Genomic DNA, 19,411 nt, shown 5'->3' on the forward strand with positions numbered 1-19,411 from the left:
ACGGACAAAAAACTATCCATTTTCCTTGAAAAGATGAACATCGCGCTGCGGGAACGGAAAGCTGATTCCCTCCTCATCAAAACGTTCTTTCATTCGTTTTGTCAAATCATATCGGAGTGGCCAAACATTTGATGTCTCGGTCCATGGACGCACTCGAATACTTACAGCACTATCACCCAAAGTGCTAACAGCAATAAGCGGTTCCGGCTCATCAAGCACCCGATCATCGGCTGCAAGTACTTCGTTCACAATATTCATTGCCTTATCCATATCATCATCGTAGGCAATACCAAATTCCATATCAACTCGCCGCTTGTCGTTACGGGAAAAGTTTTTTATTTCGGTACCCCATACTTTCGAGTTCGGCATCGTTATCGCAATGTTATCAAAAGTGTGCATTTCGGTAACAAAGAGTCCGATCTCATCAACCACGCCCGAGGTACTGCCAATTTCAACGGCATCTCCCACATTAAAGGGACGTAATATCAAGAGCATAATACCAGAAGCAATATTACTGAGCGTTCCCTGCAAGGCTAACCCAATAGCCAAACCGATGGTACCCAATACGGCGATTAAGCTGGCTGTTTCAACGCCAAACTTATTCAATACTGCTAATATTGTCACTGCAATAATGACAATCTTGATAGCTTTGACAAAAATTGGTGTTACGGTAGGATCAAAGCGTTCCGACTTATCCATATGGCGTTTAACACGTTTACCAACCCATTTTGCCGCAACTAAACCAACAATCAATATGGCAACAGCGCCAATTAACTCTAACCCATACTCTACAAGATATGGCGTTAAATCTTCTTGCAATGAATTGAATTGTTCCATGTTTTTCTGCTTAAATAATTTTGGATTTATCAATAAAAAAGAAGGCAGCCAGACCGGCTGCCTTTAGAATATTAACTCTATATATTATTATTCTTTTACAATTTCACGAATTTCTGAAAAGCCTTTCTTTACATCCTTCCAAAGCTTTTCGCTATCCGCTTTGATTTCTTCAAAAACATCATCGCCTGAGTCTTTAATTTTATCCAATTTTTTACGCAGACGAGAACGTTTCTCTCTCAGCTCATCCATTCGCTCTTCGAGTTTGGCTTTCAGATCCTGCGACTCCTTATCGACACGCTTTTGGAGCTTATCAATTTGTGTATTCCATTCTCGAAGTTGCTTCTCTAGCTTATCAATGTATTCTTCTCGTGAAGCCATAATAATAGTGTTTTTTATTGATTGATTTACGGATTTATTCCAGGTGGCTGCGAAGCATCCAGGCCGTTTTGGAGTGAACATGCAAGCGCTCCGTTAAAAGATCTATTGTCGCCTCATCTTCTGCTTTATTTGCCGGCTCGAGTGCCTCGCGTGCTGTTCTGAGCACCTGTTCATTGCCAATCGCTAAACGTCGTACCATCTCCATCGCTTCCGGTTCATCTTGCTGCTCATCAATAGAAGCTAATTCATTGAATTCAATAAATGTCCCGGGAGCCCGATATCCAAGTGCTCGGATGCGTTCAGCAATTTCATCAATGGCATCGGCTAACTCGGTATACTGTTCTTCAAATTGTTCGTGGAGCGAATGAAACAGCTCACCTGTTACATTCCAGTGATAGTTGTGTGTCTTTAAATATAACATGTACGAATCGGCCAATACCTTCGAAAGAGCATCGGCGATCTCTTCTCGATTCTCTTCGCTAATACCGATATTTATATCCATAGCTTTATCTCTCTTTTTCGTGGCACTCATAATTGAACACCTTAATACTTTTTGATTCTAATTATTTCTACAGTCACAGTTCATACTGCAGTAATAACCCTTATTTTTGCTCTTGAAAAACTCCTTTAAAAGTTCGCAAACAAACTCTTTAATATCCTGTAGTAACATGTTCCTCTTTTATTTCTTTAATCACTTTATCAATACAGGAATATGGGGGTAATCATTCCAAGAAACCAATAGAAGGTACTTATAGCCAATATAGATATTCCCCGATAAATTAGGAATTGCAGAATCGAAACGATCAAAAATTAATTTGTAGGTTCAACAGAATCCGGGAAAAGTCAGCGCTGTCTTCGACGGGATAAATATAGTTGAGCTGCACTTCCGAAAAATCCGACGGAAAGATGTTGATGCCGCCAATAACAGATTCCGAGCTCGCTCCGATAAAATCCCCATCAAAATAATCCCAGCGGGCAAGCAGCTGCATCTTGGGCGTTACAAAGTACCCACCCGTTACATAGTATCCGAATGGATTATATTCCGGACCGGCATTAGTCTCTATCATGGAATAAATAAATTCACCGGCCAACATCATGTTGTTGTAGCTTATGCGCGTATCTGCACCAAGCAACAGTTGTTCACCTTCAACCTGCGACAGTAACCCCGCCCCGCTTGTAGCACTTTCACTTTGTTCGTACGAAGCATTTAATCCCATTACAAAACTATCTCCCAAACCACCTCCTAAGCCGGAGTTCGTTTCCAGGCGCGCTGTATACAAAAACTGGTCATCATCATTTTGATTGGGGCCAAACCCATTGCCGTTAAACATGCCGGCAGTGTATTTAAACATCCCCTCAGCCAGCTTGCCTTGCAGTTGAAATCCCAACTGACGTTTGGGAGCCAACTGGTTGACTACCGATGATCGATTTACGAAATCAATAGCCGCCGCACCGGTTAAATATTCATAACTGAAAGGAGATTTAAACAACCCCGCTTTTACTGAAAAATTTGGAGCCAGGTTATAATACATATTCGCATCAAGAAGAGTGGTGCTACTCACAAAATTTGTCTGCAACTGGTAACCGAACTTATTGTCAAACTCTCCATATACTTGCAGACGTGCATTGCCCACCGAAAACCCATTTTCTCCATTGATGCGTTCAAACTGGTAATCACCTATGGTTTGCAGTAATCCTCCAACCGAGAAGTATTCATGTTTAAACTGATCCTTAAACTGCTCAAAATCAGAGGTGGATTGACCTTGGGCTTGTACTGAAATCCCAAGAAAAAAGAAAAGACTAACAAAAAGAATTGATCCAATAGTTTTTACAGCGTCTGTTTTCATGATAAAGAGTATTTGTTGAGGAGTATATTTATTTATCAATAATATGGATTTAAACCCAAACGTGTAGCAACTCTTCCATTCCGATCCGGGTAACTCACCCGGATTGTGCTTCTTTTTTCCATCGGAATCGATCGATCAGGCGCATCATATCGGCGGGAATTTTAGCCTCAAACTGCACATCCTTTCCATGACGCGGATGCTTAAATGCTAATTTCCAGGCATGCAGTGCTTGACGATTAATCAACGGCTCTCCCTCTTCTTCGGGTGCGTAATGCTGATCCCCTACCAGCTGGTGACCGATATGCTCAAACTGTACGCGAATCTGGTTTTTCAGTCCCGTATCCAACTGTACCTCTACAAGGGTATTCTCAAGGAATCGCTCCTTTACCTTGTACGACAATCGTGCCGGAGTAGCCCCCTCTTCACTGGGATCAACAACAATGTTGCGAAATCCATCTTTAATAAGTTTGAGGTGGTGCTCGAGAGTCCCCTCATTCTGTTCAACAATGCCACGTACCATAGCCAGGTAGGTCCGCTTGGGCTCGTGATTACGAAATTTTTCAACAAGATCATTATAGGCACGCTCATTTTTAGCAAACACCATCAGCCCGCTGGTATAACGGTCAATGCGATGTACTACCCCTACGCGCACCCCATGCTTGGCAAGGTGATCGGCAACAAGATCGTATAAATTCTTGACGTTGCTATCAGGGATGGGCACTGCAAGCAATCCTGCTGGCTTGTCGACGACAAAAATATCTTTGTCCTGCTTAACAATGTAGAAAGGTCGTTTTTTAGCCATCACAAACCGGGTCCGAGGCTGTAGATAACATCAAATCAACTACGATTCAACATCATGTACTTCTTTAAGAATAGCTTTAGCTTCTTTATCATCCTTCTGCATTACCCGATGCTGCAAGTTTGTAATAATTTCTTGCTGTGCCTTGTCAAAGGCCATCTCGCGAGCTTCCTCTTCCGTACCCGTTCGCAGGATCTCAAACACATCATCCGCACGGATAATACTGTAGAGCTTATCTTCATTAAATGCATGTGAACGCAGCTCCTCGTACTCCTTAAAAAGCTCTGGAAACTCATCACTATTTTCAGCCCGGTCAATAATTTCAACATCCTCGGGACCTTCAGCGCTAAGTGGGGTTTTACAGAGATAAAAAAACTTGTGTTTATAATTCATAATCGAAAATCTTAATCAATTTTTAATACCAATAACATTCAAACCACTATAATGTAAGAAAAAATCTACGCACCTTCGTAATTCTTCATTCACAAAATTATAGTGCCACGGGTTTTATTGAATAGAACCGACCTCAAAAATCGGAAAGCACATTATTAACCATTCTGACACTCCTTCCTTATTGAAGGATGTTAATTCCCTACCATTATCTAAGGAATCTGCCTCCCTGTAATTTTCCGGGTTATAGCTTTATCTAATCAATATATCACTCCCAAAAACCTGAAATGTATATTGACTCAAGCTTGTTAAATAAAGAGCAAGATTTGAGAGGAAAATAATTTGAAAAAAGTAATTGATTCATAAAATAATCGTAGCATAACTACCTATTTATATTTAAACACAGAAAGAATACGCAAACAAAAAATATTTTGATAAATGTCATTCGAAATAATTTTTGTATTTGCTCTTCTTGGAGTTGCTCTATTTTTATTTGCTACCGATTATGTCTCCTTTGATGTCGCTTCTATTATTCTGGTGGGTTAGCCTCAGGAATTCTTACACCGCAAGAAGGCTTTGCGGGAGTCAGTAATCCAGCCACCATTACCATTGCTGCAATGTTTGTAATAAACGAAGGCGTTCGCAGAACCGGGCTACTCAATAAGGCCGGCAACTTTTTTTCGATAAGATGGAGAAAAATTACTGGCTGTGGCTTTCTATCATGCTGTTGTTTGTCAGTTTTGCCTCATCATTTATGAACAACACATCTGTAATAATGATAATTATTCCGGTGGTAATTGACATAGCAGCAAGAATAGGCGTCAGTGCTTCAAAGTTGTTAATGCCTTTGGCCTTTGCAGGCATAATGGGCGGAATTAACACGCTTATCAGTACCTCTACAAATCTGCTTGTTGGCTTCTTCAATTTTTTCTTCTTTGTATTCTTTGTTCCACTCATCGTTTTCCTATTATCTGGCCTTTATGAAGTGGGAAAAGGGCATTAAATTTGCGCTTTTTGACATTCAACAATGAAGGAATTTTCGAAAGGATTACCCATGTTAAGAGAATTGCATATTTTGTGAGAAACTCCTTCTAATTAACCTTAACAAAATATTTACCACATTACCTTATAAATTTTTTGTTTCATGGGTTTAGATATTGCCATAACTCTAATAGTCACAATCTTAGCCTTTACTGCTCTATTCTTTGATATCTGGAGCCCTGATGCCATACTACTAACTGCAGTTGGCATTGTTACCGCTGCTGGGGTCATAAGCCTTGAACAAGCTGTTAATCAGTTTGGTAATACAACGATTGTTGCGCTGGCATCACTTTATGTAATAGCTGCAGCGCTACGTAATAGTGGGGCTCTTGAACGTGCAAGTGAATATATTTTGGGCAGGGGCAGCCAAAACATCCAAAAGATATTGCTGAGAATGTGTCCGGGGGTATCTGTCTATTCCGGATTCCTAAATAATACCCCGATTGTTGCCATGGGAATTCCTGCAATACGCAGTTGGGCCCGAAAATACAATGTATCCTCATCAAAATTGTTAATTCCCCTTTCCTATACTGCTATCCTGGGTGGTATGTGCACCTTGATCGGAACCAGCACCAACTTAATCGCCCACGGATTGTTGCAAAGCAATGATTTGGCAGGGTTTTCATTCTTTGAACTTGCCTGGATTGGTGTTCCTTGCCTGGTTATCGGGCTAATATATATCATTTTCATCTCACCTCTTTTAACACCCGACCGCTCCGATATACGCGAGGAAGAAGAAACACAGCGGAAATCCCTAGTGGAGCTTGAAATAACAGAAGATACCCCCTTAGTTGGCCAATCGATTGCTGAAGCCGGGGTCCAAGAGTTTCCGGGCTTTCGTCTCGTACGTATTAACAGACACGACAACGAAATTGCACCTGTATCACAACAAGAAAAACTACGTGAAGGTGACCATTTGTTTTATGCTCCTAAAGAAGGGGTTTCAAACATTAGCCCTGATCTTACAGACTATCCCGGCTTGCGTTTGGCAGTCCAACCGCCAAGAGTTATTAAAAGAGATGAAAAGCACGATCGGGAACTCCACCAAGTTGTTGTAAAAGAGGGATCACGGCTGGTTGGTTCTACCGTCGAAGAAGCCAAATTACTTGATCGTTTAGGTGCTGCTGTTACCGGAGTAAGACGAGAAGGGAAACGAATTAAAAAACCTCTTGGTGAATTTGTATTGCGACCGGGAGATGTACTATTGCTCGATACCAAGCGAGGCTTCCAACAGGCACACGAAGATTCAGGCGATTTTTATATGACCAGTGAAGCTGGTGGTGAGGCTCCTCACTCGGATGAAGAATCGAGTAAAAAAGAAAAACGCGGCAAAGACCTTTATATTTCTGTTGCAGTACTCATAGCTGTTATTTCCAGCGTTACAGCAGGCTTCTTTCATATTGCCCTGGCAGGTATTTTAGGTGTAGCAGTGCTATTAGCTGCCAATGTTATTGAGCCTGGTGAGGCCCGCAAATCAGTAGACTGGACAGTTTTAATTGTTATTGGAGCAGCCCTTGGACTCGGCAAAGCTATGGAGGTAAGCGGAGCCGCAGAGATGATCGGAAATGGCATGATTGGCTTAACATCAACTTACGGCCCGAGAGCCACCCTGGCCGGATTAGTAATAGTAACAGCAATTTTAACTGAAACCATTACTAATAATGGAGCTATTGCCCTAATGTTTCCCATTGCCCTCTCTGTGGCTCAATCACAGGGGTTGGAACCCAGAGCATTTATCATCAGTATTACTCTGGTATCTTCTATGGCACTGTTAACTCCTATTGGTTACCAGACTAACCTAATGGTTTATGGTCCGGGCAATTATAAATTTACCGACTTTTTTAGGGTTGGTTTTCCCCTTGCCGTAATACTTTGGATTATTGTAATTATTTTAGCTCCTATAATATGGCCATTATAAAATCTATATTGTGAGCTATGATCTTATTATCTATAGACAAAGAAATTTTATAACTATTACCTTTTGAGTTCCGTTTACGACACCGATTAGATCCTGCTATATGGAAGAATGGCTACGAAAAACATTTAGAATTGCCGAGTGGCTGCCAAACTATGACAGCCGTAAGTTTGGTGGTGATCTCACAGCCGGGTTAACAACCGGCGTTATGTTTATCCCGCAGGGAATGGCCTACGCTGTAATTGCGGGCGTTCCTCCTATCTATGGTCTCTATGCCGGCGTTATTCCACTACTCATTTATCCCTTGTTAGGAACGTCCAAAAACTTATCTATCGGACCCGTAGCCATCGATATGCTGATTGTAGCCGCAGGTGTTAGCCTGCTTGCTGAGCCTAATACCGATCGCTATATCACACTCACAATTTTACTTACAATGATGGCCGGGGGGATGCAGCTGTTAATGGGGTCAATGAGATTGGGATCTGTGCTTAATATCTTTTCCCGCCCGGTTATTGCCGGCTTTACACTTGCCGCTCCCCTCATTATCGCATTTAGCCAGGTCAATAATTTATTTGGCGTCGATCTATCCCAAACACAGTACATTTTTGTGCTTATTGAAGAGCTAACCTGGGAGTTTGATCAGATACATTGGCAAACATTTAGCTGGGGAATTATTGCTATTGTTATAATGGCGATTTTTCGATATATGAAACCCATATTCCCTATTTCGGTTGTCATATTGAGTATCAGCATCCTTCTATCCTGGATAGTTGGTGCCGGCCAGCTCGGCATTCGCCTGGTTGGCGAAATCCCAACAGGATTGCCCGCTCTTTCACTTCCGGCTATAAACTTCAATAACATGCGCGAGCTATTACCTACCGCCCTTACTCTGGCACTGGTACAGTTCATGAGCGTTGCATCGCTGGGGCGAACGTTTGCCAAGCGCCACAATTATATCATTGACGCTAATCATGAACTGGTTGCTATTGGCGCCTCCAACTTCTTTGGCAGCTTATTTAAGTCTATTCCCGTATCCGGCAGTTTTTCCCGGTCAGCAGCCTCAGAACAGGCGAATGTTCAAACACCACTGGCCAATATTATAACATCAATTGTTATCATCGCTACCTTACTGTTTTTAACACCGATTTTTTACTTTCTGCCAATGCCAATACTGGCGGCCATTATTATTGTTTCGGCCCTAAACCTCATTGATATCGGGGAATTTAAATTTCTATATAAAACCAAGCGAAGTGAAGGATTCATTGCCATTTTCACTGCTGTTTGTACCCTCCTAATAGGCATACAAGAAGGGATTCTGCTTGGGGTGGTGGCCTCCATGATTCACATGCTATACAAATACAGTCGTCCCAATGTGGCAGAACTGGGGATTATCCCGGGCACGCGCCTATTTAAAAATTTAGACCGTAATCCTGAGGCCAAACCAATTAATGGGCTCATGATCCTTCGCGTTGATGCCTCATTTTCTTTCGTTAATGCTGACTTCTTCCGGGATTACATTATCGAAAAAAGCCGGGAGCGAAATAAGTCAACCCGCTATGTCATAATTGATGGCAGTACCATCAATACACTCGATACTACAGCTGTTGAACAAATAAAGACCATGGTAGGCACCCTTAAAAACTGGGATATTGAACTTTATATCACCGGACTAAAAGGACCCATACGCGATGTAATCGATAAATCAGGATTACGTGAATTTGTAGGGGAAAATCATTTTTACCGGGATCCTCATGAAGCCGTTTCTCACATACTGGAGCTTATCGACGAAGAAGATAAAAGTTCACGATTGGCTGACTATAAAGATGTAATTGGCTAATTACTTGTCCATCTTCTCTAACAGCTCGGGAATCATCATCCACCGAAACCGTGCTGTGCCGGGTTTTATCTGCTCCCATTTTATTGCCGGATGCTCAATACAAATGAGGCCGCCCGATGGTATTCTTGCTACATATTCTCCTTCGCCATTACACAGTAACGAAACCGTTTCTTCAAGTAATGGATTATGCCCTACCAACATGATTCGATCTGCATTATCAGACGCCTTTAGTACTGCTGTCAGATAATCACGAGCACCGCCGTAATAGAGGTCTTCATTCCAGGTAACGATATCAGATGATAGATCAGCAGATTTTATAAGAAGCTCAATCGTTTCACGGGCGCGCTTCGCAGTAGAAGCCTCAATATTGGCAGGTTTTACCCCTGTTTGTTTAACGAACAATCCCATCCGCGAGGCATCAATACCTCCCTGCCTAGTGAGCGGTCGATCAAAATCTTTCTGGCTTCCCCTTCCATGCGATGATTGGGCATGACGCATGAGCATTATTGTCTTCATAACTTCCTAAAATTAAGTTTATAACCAGTCCACAACTGTTTACAGATTACGCTTTTGAGAACACATTTATTTTTAGAATATGCTTTGGGGCAAAATAGGTTAACGTAGCACCGCGAGCCAGCATAAAGAGGGTCATCCCCAACCAAAGAGCATGATTACCAAAATAATGTACCCCAATAGCATATGTAGGTAGAAATACCACCAGTGTAGCAATGATCATAGAATCGCGCATCGGACCGGTTGCCGTAGCTCCAATAAAAATGCCATCCCAGATGTACGAAAAACTACTCACCGTAGGCCCGGCAATGGTCCACAGGAAATAAACCATGGCGGTATCGATGACATCCTGCTGATTCGTAAAGATCTGTAAGATTCGAACATCAAAAATGGCATATGCAAGCGACGCCGCTACGCCAATGCCTGTCCCCCAAATAAAACAATATTTTACAGCCAGCCTTACCCGCTTTTGTTGATTTGAACCCGTATAGCGACCGATTAGACTTTCAGCAGCATAAGCAAACCCGTCAATGCCGTACGAGACAATCATCCAAAGTTGCAAAAGTATTGAATTGGCCGCCAGCACTACATTCCCGAACTCAGCAGATTTTGCTGTAAAAAAGGAAAAGGTAAAAATAAGACAGAGGGTACGAATAAAAATATCACGATTAACTAAAAAGAAGTTTTTGATGGCTTCCAGTTCAAGCAAGAGATCATGCACATAACCGCTCAGCCAGTTTCGGTATTTGTAGATCAACAATACCACTGCCAGCGTTACCCCGGCATAACGAGCAATGAGCGTCCCCAGCGCAACACCATCTACGGTCATGTCCATACCGTATACGAATAACACATCGAGTCCAATGTTCAGGCTGTTCAGAAAGATGGTCACAATCATCGGATAACGGGCGTTCTGCATCCCAAGAAACCAGCCGTTAATGGCATATAGACTTAGCGTTGCCGGAGCCGTAAAAATGCGTATCTCAAAATAAATACGAGTATACCGCTCCACTTCGGGAGATGCTTCTACCAGCCAGAAACTGAGATCCGCAATCCATCGCTGCAGTAATACGATTAAAATTCCAAATACAATGGCTACAGTTAACGCCCGTGCCAGCGTCATGATACTCTCAGTCTGGTTTTTCTCCCCGAATGCCTGTGCTGTGATTCCGGTTGTCCCCATCCGCAGAAACCCGAAGCCCCAAAAAATGAAGTTGAAAATCATACTCCCTACGGCAATAGCTCCAAGGTAATAAGCCTCCTCGAGGTGCCCTACTAAAGCCGTATCAACCGCTCCAAGCAGAGGTACGGAAAGATTACTTATAATATTGGGGATGGCCAGATTTAGAACTTTCCGATTCAACGGACTTGCAGAAATTTGTCGTTTAGATTAGCGATGTATTATATCTACAGGTATTTTCGAAATGGCTAAATATAACCTAATCCTAATAAAATTACGATTTTGCAAACCCGGTGATTTGCTTTCTTTATTTATTGAAATAATTGAACTATATCACCATACCATTGTTTTACGTTCATACGAAAACCAGATTACGGAACGCCCATGGAATTAAGTTACTGGCAAAGCAGATGGCAAAAAGGAAATACCGGCTGGCATATGGATACTGTTTATCCACCACTGCCCCATCTCTGGAACCAAATTGGAATGAACTCTGATGCCCAGGTTCTGGTACCGCTCTGTGGCAAATCCCTGGATCTGCTTTGGCTTACCGATCATTGTGATACCGTTACCGGCGTTGATATATCCCCAAAAGCACTGCATTATGTGATGCAACAACACCACGAATCATTTACCAAGGACACCCGTCATGGCTTTACGATCTATAGCTCTGATTCACTAGTGTTATGGGAGGGAGACTTCACAAAGCTACCGTCTGATCAAATTCCCACGCAGGACCTTATCTACGATAAAGCATCTATTATAGCCTTGCCGGCTGAAAAACGACAACGCCATGCTGAAAAGATAATCGAACTTAGTAGTTTTAATACTCAAATATTGATACAGACCTTTGAATATGATCAAAATGAGATGCATGGACCGCCCTTTTCGGTAGAGCAACAGGAGCTTAAAAGGCTGCTTGGCAACCAGTTTAAACTTAAATGTTTACACGAACAATCAAAGATCGAAGAGCTTCAAAAATTTAAGCAACGTGGATTATCTTCCCGTTTAATCGAAAAAATTTTCCACCTGATACCATTAAATAGTGGATAACAACATACATAAGACATATACATTCACTTAGAAAAAAAATTCCCATTTTAGACTTGCAGTTGCATATCAGCAAGTCGGCATGTATTTTCAAAGTCATATTTTCAAAAACCACTTTAACTATATACGTATCTGCACATGGATATTGAAAAGCGCAATAGAATATTAAGTATTGTACTGGGAATAGTCATCGTTGTATTAGGGTATTGGCTGTACCACTCAATTATTGACCCTTACCAAGAAGTTATTGAACGTGAACAGATGACCGAGAAAGTACGTCATCGTATGGGTCTTGTTCGCGATGCTTTAGTCCAATATGAGCAAGATAAAGATACTTTTCCTCCTACTGATGGCGGACTCGATACTCTTGTGACTTATTTGAAAACGGATTCTCTTATGGTTGCCAACGGGGATTCTCTTTTTGCACCCATAGAATCAAACAAAAGCTACAATCCGGATTCACTGATATATTCTCCCCGACCACCCCACAAAAAGTTTGAATATACGCTCAACGATACCCTCCGTCCCAACATTTATCTGCTCGAAGATCCCGATACCGAGGATCGCATCGGGTCGCTCGAAAATACAACTGAACTTAATGCTGCCAGTTGGGAATAATGACAAATGGAGGAACAACATCCTTGCTTAGGGCTTTGCTTTTTTGATAACCAGCTTTTTTATGCTGTCAACGATCCAACAAGTCCAGAAAAGCTGGCTCGTATAGGATGTTACGATTTTAACTTTGATATTACCGAAACGCTGCTTGGAAATTCTGAGCAGCATTTTCGGGGTATCAAGCAAACCATCGATCAGTTCAAGGAAGAATACGAAATTCGGCATCTTCGCATTCTTTCTCTGCCTACTCAAGAATGCTGGACCTCGGTTCCCAAAATCGTTTATGACGATTCCGACGAACGCGAAAAGCATATCAATATCTTGATGAGTGGAGTCGAACGCAAGAATATCCAGCCCACCTGGTACACCTTAAGCAATCAAGATTACAAGTTTCTGTTGCTGCGTAACAACCAATCCTTCGACGGGTTTCAGAAATTAGCCGGCAACACCTCTACAACCGACCTGATCAGTGATTTTGAAATTGGATTACGCTGGATACAACATGCCAATCCCGGGGGATCATTTATGACGATTTCCTGTTATCAAAACTGCATTTCCGTAGCTTCATTTATACTCGGAAAGCTGCGTGGCGCCACCTATATTCCCTACGACGAAGTTCAGGATTTACCCTATTTGTGGCTGCAACATACGCAACAACTTAACTGGATGGGCGGCCTGCACGAAGAGATTTACGTCTATGGCAAAAATGCTTTTCAAGTTATTGAGATTCTGGAACCCTTCTGGGATGACGCAGGAACTATTACCAAAATGGATACGCTGGATAAAATACAGATCGAAGCGGATGAGCAAACCTACGGCTTTGACCTCGAGTCGGCTTTCCCGGCGATAATGTTGGCTCTCGATTACGATTAATAGCTGAGTTGATTCGGCAATTATCTCTGTCAGTATTATTTTTTGTACCTTTGCATCTAAATAAGGTTTTCAAAAACAGAAATAGCAGCACATGCGTATTATAACCGGCACGCTAAAAGGCCGACAGATAAATATTCCGAACACATTAAACGTACGCCCTACGGCAGCCCGTACCAAAGAAGGTCTTTTCTCGATACTTGACGCCCGAAAGTATATCCGCAACGCCAATATTTTGGATCTTTTTGCCGGATCGGGCAACCTGGGTTTTGAGGCTATTTCGCGTGGAGCATCAAAAGTATTATTTGTCGACAGTGACCGCAGGAATATCAGGCATATTGAAAGTGTAGGACGTGAGTTTGATGTGAGTGATCAAATCAGAACGGTGACATCGCCGGTAGAAAAATTTCTGGAAGGTATGCCGCTTCCCTATGATATCATTTTCTCTGATCCACCCTACGATTATGCCTACATGCACGAGATGATCGAAACCATTACCACGGACGGTTGGCTTGCAGAAAACGGATGGTTAATTCTGGAGCACGACAAACGGCATAATTTTACCGATCACCCGCACTGCGCATACTACAAAGAATATGGACGCACCCACGTAAGCATCTTTCTGGATCAACCTGGAATTGAATTTTAACCCTTGCTACTTATGGAAACGCTGGCACTCTATCCCGGATCATTCGACCCTATCACCTACGGGCATCTGGATATTCTCGAGCGCGCTACCGAACTGTTTGATGAAGTCATCATTACCATTGCCGTAAACAACAAAAAAGAGACTGTCTTTTCGGGGGATGAGCGCGAAGCTCTTATTAAAGAATGTCTAACCGATAAACCGTGGGCTGATCGCGTTGAGATTCAACAGTTCACCGGCCTGCTGGTTGATTTTGCAAAAGAACGTGACGCCCAAACGCTGGTGCGTGGCGTTCGGCAAGTATCCGATTTTGAATACGAATTTCGTATGGCGCTTACCAACCGGCGATTAGCTCCCGAGGTTGATACCGTTTTTCTAATGCCCAACGAGCAGCTCACCTTTATATCGGCCTCGCTTGTCAGGGAAATTGCCTACTGGGATGGCGACTTGTCTTCTTTTGTGCCCGATCACGTAGCAGAGGCACTGCACGAAAAATTCAAGGATAAGGAGAAGTAAATCCGATCCATCTCTACTCGATCATCAATTAATTGCACCCTCTACCAATTACACGATGCCTACCTTAAAACGCGTAGAAATAGAGCGCACTTTTTTCTATTTTCAGTACTTTCTGAAACTGATTTTAAGCAACTGATTGGATAGCGTTATGATCTCAAAACGAGCGCAAGCTGTTTCTCCCTCCGAAACCCTGGCTATCTCTGCCAAAGCAAAAGAATTAACGCGTCAGGGCGAATCTGTCATTTCCCTAAGTGCCGGGGAACCCGATTTTAAAACCCCGCAACATATTTGCCAAGCTGCCATTAAGGCTATCAATGATGGCTTTCACGGTTATACGATGAATACCGGCACACCTGAGCTGAGGCAAAGTATCGCTGACAAATTGAAGCGCGATAATAAGCTCAATTATGATCCTTCCCAAATCGTTTGCACCAACGGCGCTAAACAGGCGCTGGGCTTTAGTATGCTGTCAATGGTTGACGAAGGTGATGAGGTTATCATCCCCACGCCCTACTGGGTCTCTTACCCGCAGATGGTGAACGTAGCGGGCGGTACGCCGGTAACCGTGCGTACCTCATTTGAAAACAATTATCGCATGACGCCGGAGCAGCTTGAAGATGCCATTACCGAAAACACCAAAGCAGTAATGCTCTGTTCGCCCTCTAATCCAACGGGCACCTGTTACAGCGAAAGCGAACTTAAGGCCTTGGCGGATGTACTCGCTGATCACCCCCGGGTGAATATTATTTCGGACGAAATTTATGAATATATCGTTTTTGATGATGATCACGTGAGTATCCTCAACGTCGCACCAGAACTTAAAGAACGCACGGTACTCATAAACGGGTTTTCCAAGGGATTTGCGATGACGGGCTGGCGATTGGGATACCTGGCGGCGCCCCAACCATTTGCTGATGCCGTTGCTAAAATCCAGAGCCAGGAAACATCCGCCCCTTCAAGCATTTCGCAAAAAGCGGGCGAAGCAGCTTACCGCGGCAATCTTGAAGCCGTACATTCGATGCGCGATTCCTTTAAAAAGCGGCGTGATTATATCGTGGATGCCTTATCGGATATCAACGGTCTCAAATGCTTTAAGCCGTCCGGCGCGTTTTATGTATTCCCCGATATTTCTCACTATCTCGGTACTACATCAACCAACGGAGATACCATCGAAACGAGTACCGATTTATGCATGTACCTGATCGAGCAACATGGACTGGCAGCCGTACCCGGTGATGCGTTCGGGGAACCCAACGGCATGCGACTCAGTTATGCATCATCCATGGATGACCTGCAAGAAGCTATCAAACGATTAAAAACAGGTCTGCAAGAGTTAACTTAACATACTGTAAATTTGTACAAAAAAGCGAGTTTGGCACATTTTATGCTATTATTCACTGCTATCGAAATCAATTAAAAATATTATCAACTATGCCAACATATAAGTACAAGCGCGAAGACGGAACCACTTTTGAAATCAAGCAAAGTATTAAAGATGATGCTCTTGAAGAGTGTCCCGAAACCGGACAAAAAGTTAAGCGCGTAATTTCAGGCGGTGGCGGCGTTGTATATAAAGGCGACGGCTTTTATGTTACAGATTACAAGGACAGTGACCGCAAAGAAAAACGTGCACAGGAGAAAAAACAAGCCAATGGAAGTACAACCAGTAGTTGTGCCGCCAACGGAACTTGTTCAACAGCGTAGTATTTTCTAAATCTGATTCTCTAAGTGTGGATAATAATCGCTCCCAAACGCATGAAGAAGCATTAGAGCAATTTATTTTGCTTTGGGGAGAGATGGCATCCGCCTGGGGCATCAACAAAACGATGGCCCAAATCCACGCCCTCTTGTATGCTGAATCCGATCCGCTGGATACGGATACCATCATGGACCAGCTTGACATTTCCCGCGGCAACGCCAATATGAATCTGCGCAACCTGTTGCAGTGGCAGTTGATCCACAAGGTACATTTCAAAGGGAATCGCAAAGATTTTTACACCGCTGAAAAAGATGTCTGGAATATTGTTTCCACAATCATCCGAGAGCGCCAGCAGCGTGAGGTGGCGCCGATCCGACAAAACCTGAATAAAACGCTTGATCTTTTTGAAGAGAAAGAATCGATTACTGATGAAGAGCAGGATTTCCAGGAAAGAATCGAAAAGTTTACCGAGTTTCTGGAAATGTTTGAACGATTTACAGAAGCCCTGTTGCCATACATTAACAAGAAAAATCTAAAGTTCCTGAAGCATTTGGTTAAACTGGCCGAGATGAAACACACCATTACAGGATCAAAACCAGATTCATCATCACCCCAACATCATGAGTAAAAAAACGACACGTGAAATTGGCGATGAGGGTGAAGAGCTTGCTGCTGCCTACCTTGAATCCAAAGGGTACACCATTCTGGAGCGAAACTATCATTTTGAACGCGCCGAGGTAGATATTGTAGCTTATGATAATGGAACCTGCATCGTTTTCGCAGAAGTTAAAACGCGCTCTTCAAATACTTTTGGTGAACCAGAAGAATTTGTAGATGATGAAAAAATTCAGAATGTCTATAAAGCGGCTGAAGCATGGATCTATGAACGAAAGATGGATGGCGCGCCAGTGCGATTTGATATAGTATCAATCCTTCAAAAAAATAATGAGGCCCCGGATATCAAGCACTTTGAAAATGCTTTTACGCAAGGACGATAGCTCATCCAATTATTCTTCCTGTTGATTAAATAATTGAGATCTCAAGCCTTTAAACTTCTCTATTTGCTCATCAAATTTCTGATCCTCCAATAATGATGAGCGCTTCTTTTTGTCAAACAGCTTGGATACCAACAGATCCTTCCCACGCACAAACAGGGGAGCTGTAACAAGACTGCCCAAAATATATCCCGCGATCCATGGAAAGCTTATTCCCGCCAAAAACAGAATAAGCCCGATCAACCCATAATAGAACGGTAACATTAATCCCACCAAAAACTTTACGGATGCCTCGAACGCCTCGTCTTCTAAATAGCTGTTAACAAGCCACCGGACAAGCTGGTATGGCAACGCATTGTTTAGCATTGAAAAACCGTAAAGAGGACTCAATATCACATCCCTCGCATTAACCGAAACAGGATTAGCCACTTCCTCAAGAGTGATATCGTACTGATCTGCTTTTTCCAGTAAAAATTCAGCCTCTTCAACCAACTCTCCATTTAACTGATCCGCAATAACTTTTGCACGACGATTCACCAGTTCAGGTTCCAGCAGCTCCCGGCGATTAGACTCCAGCTCATCCAGCATTAATTGGTATAAGGCATAGTGCTTCTTGTTGGGGACATGCAGCGTCAGTTCTTTCAGGCGGTTGGCAATCTCCATTTTCAACTGATGGGCAGCCTCGCGTTCATCATTCCAATACTTTTCCTTGTATTGCAGAGCCGGGACCGCCTCCCCAAACTCTATGCGCACAGGGGTCCTCGGCTTTCGGTGGTTTCCATAGCTGATACCAACAGGTACAATTTGCAGGTCCAAATCCCAATTATATTTATCCTCTGCGCCAAATACGATGCGGGTAAATCCTTTGCTAAGCGGACGTATGCGCCGCTCCATAACATGGCTTGCCTCAGCAAATACCAACAGAGCATCATCCTGTGCAAGGCGGTCGTAACACTCTTCAAAAATCTGTTCATTTCGTTTTATGGTTCCAAAACCATCCCTGGCGCGATAGACCGGAAGCATGTTCAACGAATAGAAAAAACGATCTAACAAGGGATTACCATAAGCCTCTGCACGAGTCAGAAAATGAACAAAATGTTTCGTATTGTTTACGATATGCAGGGCATCCAGAAAAGAATTCTGATGATTACCGATAAACATTACCGGCTTATTCTCCGGTATATGCTCTCTTCCAATGACCTTTATATCTGAATAAAAAAAGGTTAACGCCGGACGAATAATACCGTACCTAAAAAATTGATACCAGAGGTAATTCTTACGCATTGCTAAATACCTGTTGTAAAGCTGATTTTCCTATCGACCAGTACCAACCGATGCCCAATCCCGTGACAATATGCCAAATACCCCACCACGCTGCAACAAGGGCCATGCCTCCCAATCCTTCAAAAAAGTTGAAAATGAGAAGCAGGCCCAGACCGGAATTCTGTATACCAGTTTCGATAGCAATTGATTTTCGATCTTTATAGGGTAGATTAAATATGGATGCCAGCGCATATCCGCCGGAAAGGGCAAAAGCATTGTGAAAAAATACGAGACCAATGACTAAATGTACGTAGCTCAGGAAATTTTCGAAATTCATACCAAAAGCTACCAGTACAAATCCCGCAAAAAAGACGATTCCAAACCCCTTAATCCAGCTTGAAATTTTTTGAGCAATTCTCTCTCTATAATGGCGAACACTCATCCCCAAAATAAGTGGGATACCCAGTATTAAGCCAATAATCTTAAAGACCTCCCACAAATTTATGTGGATATCTCTCAAAATAATACTTGTGGGTTCATATAAACTGGCCCAGAGTGTAAAGTTGAAGGGCGTCATAATAATAGCCGAAGTGGTAACAATAGCCGTCATACTTACCGATAATGCGGCATTGCCTTTAGCCAGCAATGAAAAGAAGTTGGATACATTTCCACCCGGACAGGCCGCAACCATAAACATCCCCAATGCCATACTCGGATGCGGTTCAAAGAAAAATACCAGCAAAAAGGTTATTGCCGGAAGTAAAAAAAACTGGGATAAGATACCTACAATAGTTGATTTGGGATCTTTAACAACGCGTTTGAAGTCATTAATCGACAACTCCAGCGCCACCCCAAACATAATTACAGCCAGTGAGATATTCATCACCAGCAGTCCGCCTTCACCCAAGTTCAAGCGTAAGGCATCAATAGATTCATTCATAGCTCATCAAATTAAGATCACGACCTACCTTTATAAAATAGGTATCTACTCAATAGAAACTGCGTTTTAAATAAAACAAA

22 protein-coding genes are annotated in these 19,411 nt (G+C 42.7%); 12 read left to right on the forward strand and 10 right to left on the reverse strand.

Features of this window, described 5'->3' with window-relative positions; all coding sequences use genetic code 11:
* Nucleotides 1-12: 12 nt before the first annotated feature.
* From ACT3IB_RS08560 to ACT3IB_RS08585, 6 genes are all read right to left on the reverse strand, one after another.
* The gene (locus ACT3IB_RS08560) at nt 13-837 is read right to left on the reverse strand and encodes a mechanosensitive ion channel family protein (protein ID WP_491538588.1); all 825 of its coding nucleotides are present in this window, start codon (nt 835-837) and stop codon (nt 13-15) included.
* 87 nt (nt 838-924) lie between these two features.
* Nucleotides 925-1,215 (reverse strand): sll1863 family stress response protein, encoded by a 291-nt coding sequence (locus ACT3IB_RS08565; protein ID WP_491538589.1) that lies wholly within the window; start codon nt 1,213-1,215, stop codon nt 925-927.
* A gap of 34 nt (nt 1,216-1,249) precedes the next feature.
* Nucleotides 1,250-1,747, reverse strand: a complete 498-nt coding sequence (locus tag ACT3IB_RS08570) for a Dps family protein (RefSeq protein WP_491538590.1) — start codon at nt 1,745-1,747, stop codon at nt 1,250-1,252.
* A gap of 271 nt (nt 1,748-2,018) precedes the next feature.
* Nucleotides 2,019-3,062 carry a porin gene (locus ACT3IB_RS08575; RefSeq protein ID WP_491538591.1) on the reverse strand — a complete coding sequence of 348 codons (1,044 nt, stop codon included), beginning with the start codon at nt 3,060-3,062 and terminating at the stop codon, nt 2,019-2,021.
* A gap of 94 nt (nt 3,063-3,156) precedes the next feature.
* Nucleotides 3,157-3,864: an RluA family pseudouridine synthase gene (locus ACT3IB_RS08580; protein ID WP_491538592.1), complete on the reverse strand. Its 708-nt coding sequence runs from the start codon at nt 3,862-3,864 to the stop codon at nt 3,157-3,159.
* A gap of 39 nt (nt 3,865-3,903) precedes the next feature.
* Nucleotides 3,904-4,254 (reverse strand): hypothetical protein, encoded by a 351-nt coding sequence (locus tag ACT3IB_RS08585; protein ID WP_491538593.1) that lies wholly within the window; start codon nt 4,252-4,254, stop codon nt 3,904-3,906.
* Nucleotides 4,255-4,972: 718 nt separating this feature from the next.
* Here ACT3IB_RS08585 and ACT3IB_RS08590 point away from each other — a divergent pair.
* The 3 genes from ACT3IB_RS08590 (at nt 4,973) to ACT3IB_RS08600 (ending at nt 9,044) form a co-directional block, all read left to right on the forward strand.
* Complete coding sequence (locus tag ACT3IB_RS08590) at nt 4,973-5,254, forward strand: SLC13 family permease (RefSeq protein WP_491538929.1); 282 nt, start codon at nt 4,973-4,975, stop codon at nt 5,252-5,254.
* 141 nt (nt 5,255-5,395) lie between these two features.
* Nucleotides 5,396-7,210: an SLC13 family permease gene (locus ACT3IB_RS08595; protein ID WP_491538594.1), complete on the forward strand. Its 1,815-nt coding sequence runs from the start codon at nt 5,396-5,398 to the stop codon at nt 7,208-7,210.
* A 100-nt stretch (nt 7,211-7,310) separates the two neighbouring features.
* Nucleotides 7,311-9,044 (forward strand): SulP family inorganic anion transporter, encoded by a 1,734-nt coding sequence (locus ACT3IB_RS08600; protein WP_491538595.1) that lies wholly within the window; start codon nt 7,311-7,313, stop codon nt 9,042-9,044.
* Here ACT3IB_RS08600 and ACT3IB_RS08605 read toward each other — a convergent pair whose 3' ends face one another.
* Both ACT3IB_RS08605 and ACT3IB_RS08610 read right to left on the reverse strand, forming a co-directional pair.
* Nucleotides 9,045-9,560, reverse strand: a complete 516-nt coding sequence (locus ACT3IB_RS08605) for a SixA phosphatase family protein (protein WP_491538596.1) — start codon at nt 9,558-9,560, stop codon at nt 9,045-9,047. It abuts the gene before it with no gap.
* Between the two features lie 46 nt (nt 9,561-9,606).
* Nucleotides 9,607-10,920, reverse strand: a complete 1,314-nt coding sequence (locus ACT3IB_RS08610) for an MATE family efflux transporter (RefSeq protein WP_491538597.1) — start codon at nt 10,918-10,920, stop codon at nt 9,607-9,609.
* A 201-nt stretch (nt 10,921-11,121) separates the two neighbouring features.
* On the opposite strand from ACT3IB_RS08610, the gene ACT3IB_RS08615 reads away from it, so the two are divergent.
* The 9 genes from ACT3IB_RS08615 to ACT3IB_RS08655 all read left to right on the forward strand — a co-directional run bounded on the left by ACT3IB_RS08615 (nt 11,122) and on the right by ACT3IB_RS08655 (nt 17,131).
* Complete coding sequence (locus ACT3IB_RS08615) at nt 11,122-11,790, forward strand: class I SAM-dependent methyltransferase (protein WP_491538598.1); 669 nt, start codon at nt 11,122-11,124, stop codon at nt 11,788-11,790.
* Between the two features lie 135 nt (nt 11,791-11,925).
* Entirely contained in the window at nt 11,926-12,405 is a 480-nt protein-coding gene (locus ACT3IB_RS08620; protein ID WP_491538599.1) for a hypothetical protein, read from the forward strand.
* Between the two features lie 6 nt (nt 12,406-12,411).
* The gene (locus ACT3IB_RS08625; protein ID WP_491538600.1) at nt 12,412-13,275 is read left to right on the forward strand and encodes a hypothetical protein; all 864 of its coding nucleotides are present in this window, start codon (nt 12,412-12,414) and stop codon (nt 13,273-13,275) included.
* Between the two features lie 91 nt (nt 13,276-13,366).
* Nucleotides 13,367-13,921 carry a 16S rRNA (guanine(966)-N(2))-methyltransferase RsmD gene (rsmD, locus tag ACT3IB_RS08630; RefSeq protein WP_491538601.1) on the forward strand — a complete coding sequence of 185 codons (555 nt, stop codon included), beginning with the start codon at nt 13,367-13,369 and terminating at the stop codon, nt 13,919-13,921.
* A gap of 12 nt (nt 13,922-13,933) precedes the next feature.
* Nucleotides 13,934-14,434, forward strand: a complete 501-nt coding sequence (coaD, locus tag ACT3IB_RS08635) for a pantetheine-phosphate adenylyltransferase (protein WP_491538602.1) — start codon at nt 13,934-13,936, stop codon at nt 14,432-14,434.
* A gap of 148 nt (nt 14,435-14,582) precedes the next feature.
* Nucleotides 14,583-15,776 carry a pyridoxal phosphate-dependent aminotransferase gene (locus tag ACT3IB_RS08640; RefSeq protein ID WP_491538603.1) on the forward strand — a complete coding sequence of 398 codons (1,194 nt, stop codon included), beginning with the start codon at nt 14,583-14,585 and terminating at the stop codon, nt 15,774-15,776.
* A gap of 89 nt (nt 15,777-15,865) precedes the next feature.
* Entirely contained in the window at nt 15,866-16,138 is a 273-nt protein-coding gene (locus ACT3IB_RS08645) for an FmdB family zinc ribbon protein (RefSeq protein ID WP_491538604.1), read from the forward strand.
* A 26-nt stretch (nt 16,139-16,164) separates the two neighbouring features.
* On the forward strand, nt 16,165-16,761 hold the full coding sequence (locus ACT3IB_RS08650) for a GbsR/MarR family transcriptional regulator (RefSeq protein WP_491538605.1): 597 nt from the start codon (nt 16,165-16,167) through the stop codon (nt 16,759-16,761).
* Complete coding sequence (locus ACT3IB_RS08655; RefSeq protein ID WP_491538606.1) at nt 16,754-17,131, forward strand: YraN family protein; 378 nt, start codon at nt 16,754-16,756, stop codon at nt 17,129-17,131. The genes ACT3IB_RS08650 and ACT3IB_RS08655 overlap by 8 nt, the downstream gene beginning before the upstream one ends.
* Before the next feature lie 9 nt (nt 17,132-17,140).
* On the opposite strand, the gene ACT3IB_RS08660 is transcribed toward ACT3IB_RS08655, so the two are convergent.
* Together ACT3IB_RS08660 and ACT3IB_RS08665 are read right to left on the reverse strand one after the other, a co-directional pair.
* The gene (locus ACT3IB_RS08660) at nt 17,141-18,412 is read right to left on the reverse strand and encodes a 1-acyl-sn-glycerol-3-phosphate acyltransferase (RefSeq protein ID WP_491538607.1); all 1,272 of its coding nucleotides are present in this window, start codon (nt 18,410-18,412) and stop codon (nt 17,141-17,143) included.
* Nucleotides 18,405-19,331 (reverse strand): bile acid:sodium symporter family protein, encoded by a 927-nt coding sequence (locus ACT3IB_RS08665; RefSeq protein WP_491538608.1) that lies wholly within the window; start codon nt 19,329-19,331, stop codon nt 18,405-18,407. Before ACT3IB_RS08665 ends, ACT3IB_RS08660 begins: the two co-directional genes overlap by 8 nt.
* Nucleotides 19,332-19,411: the final 80 nt, after the last annotated feature.

The organism is Fodinibius sp. GM21 (genome assembly GCF_058386955.1).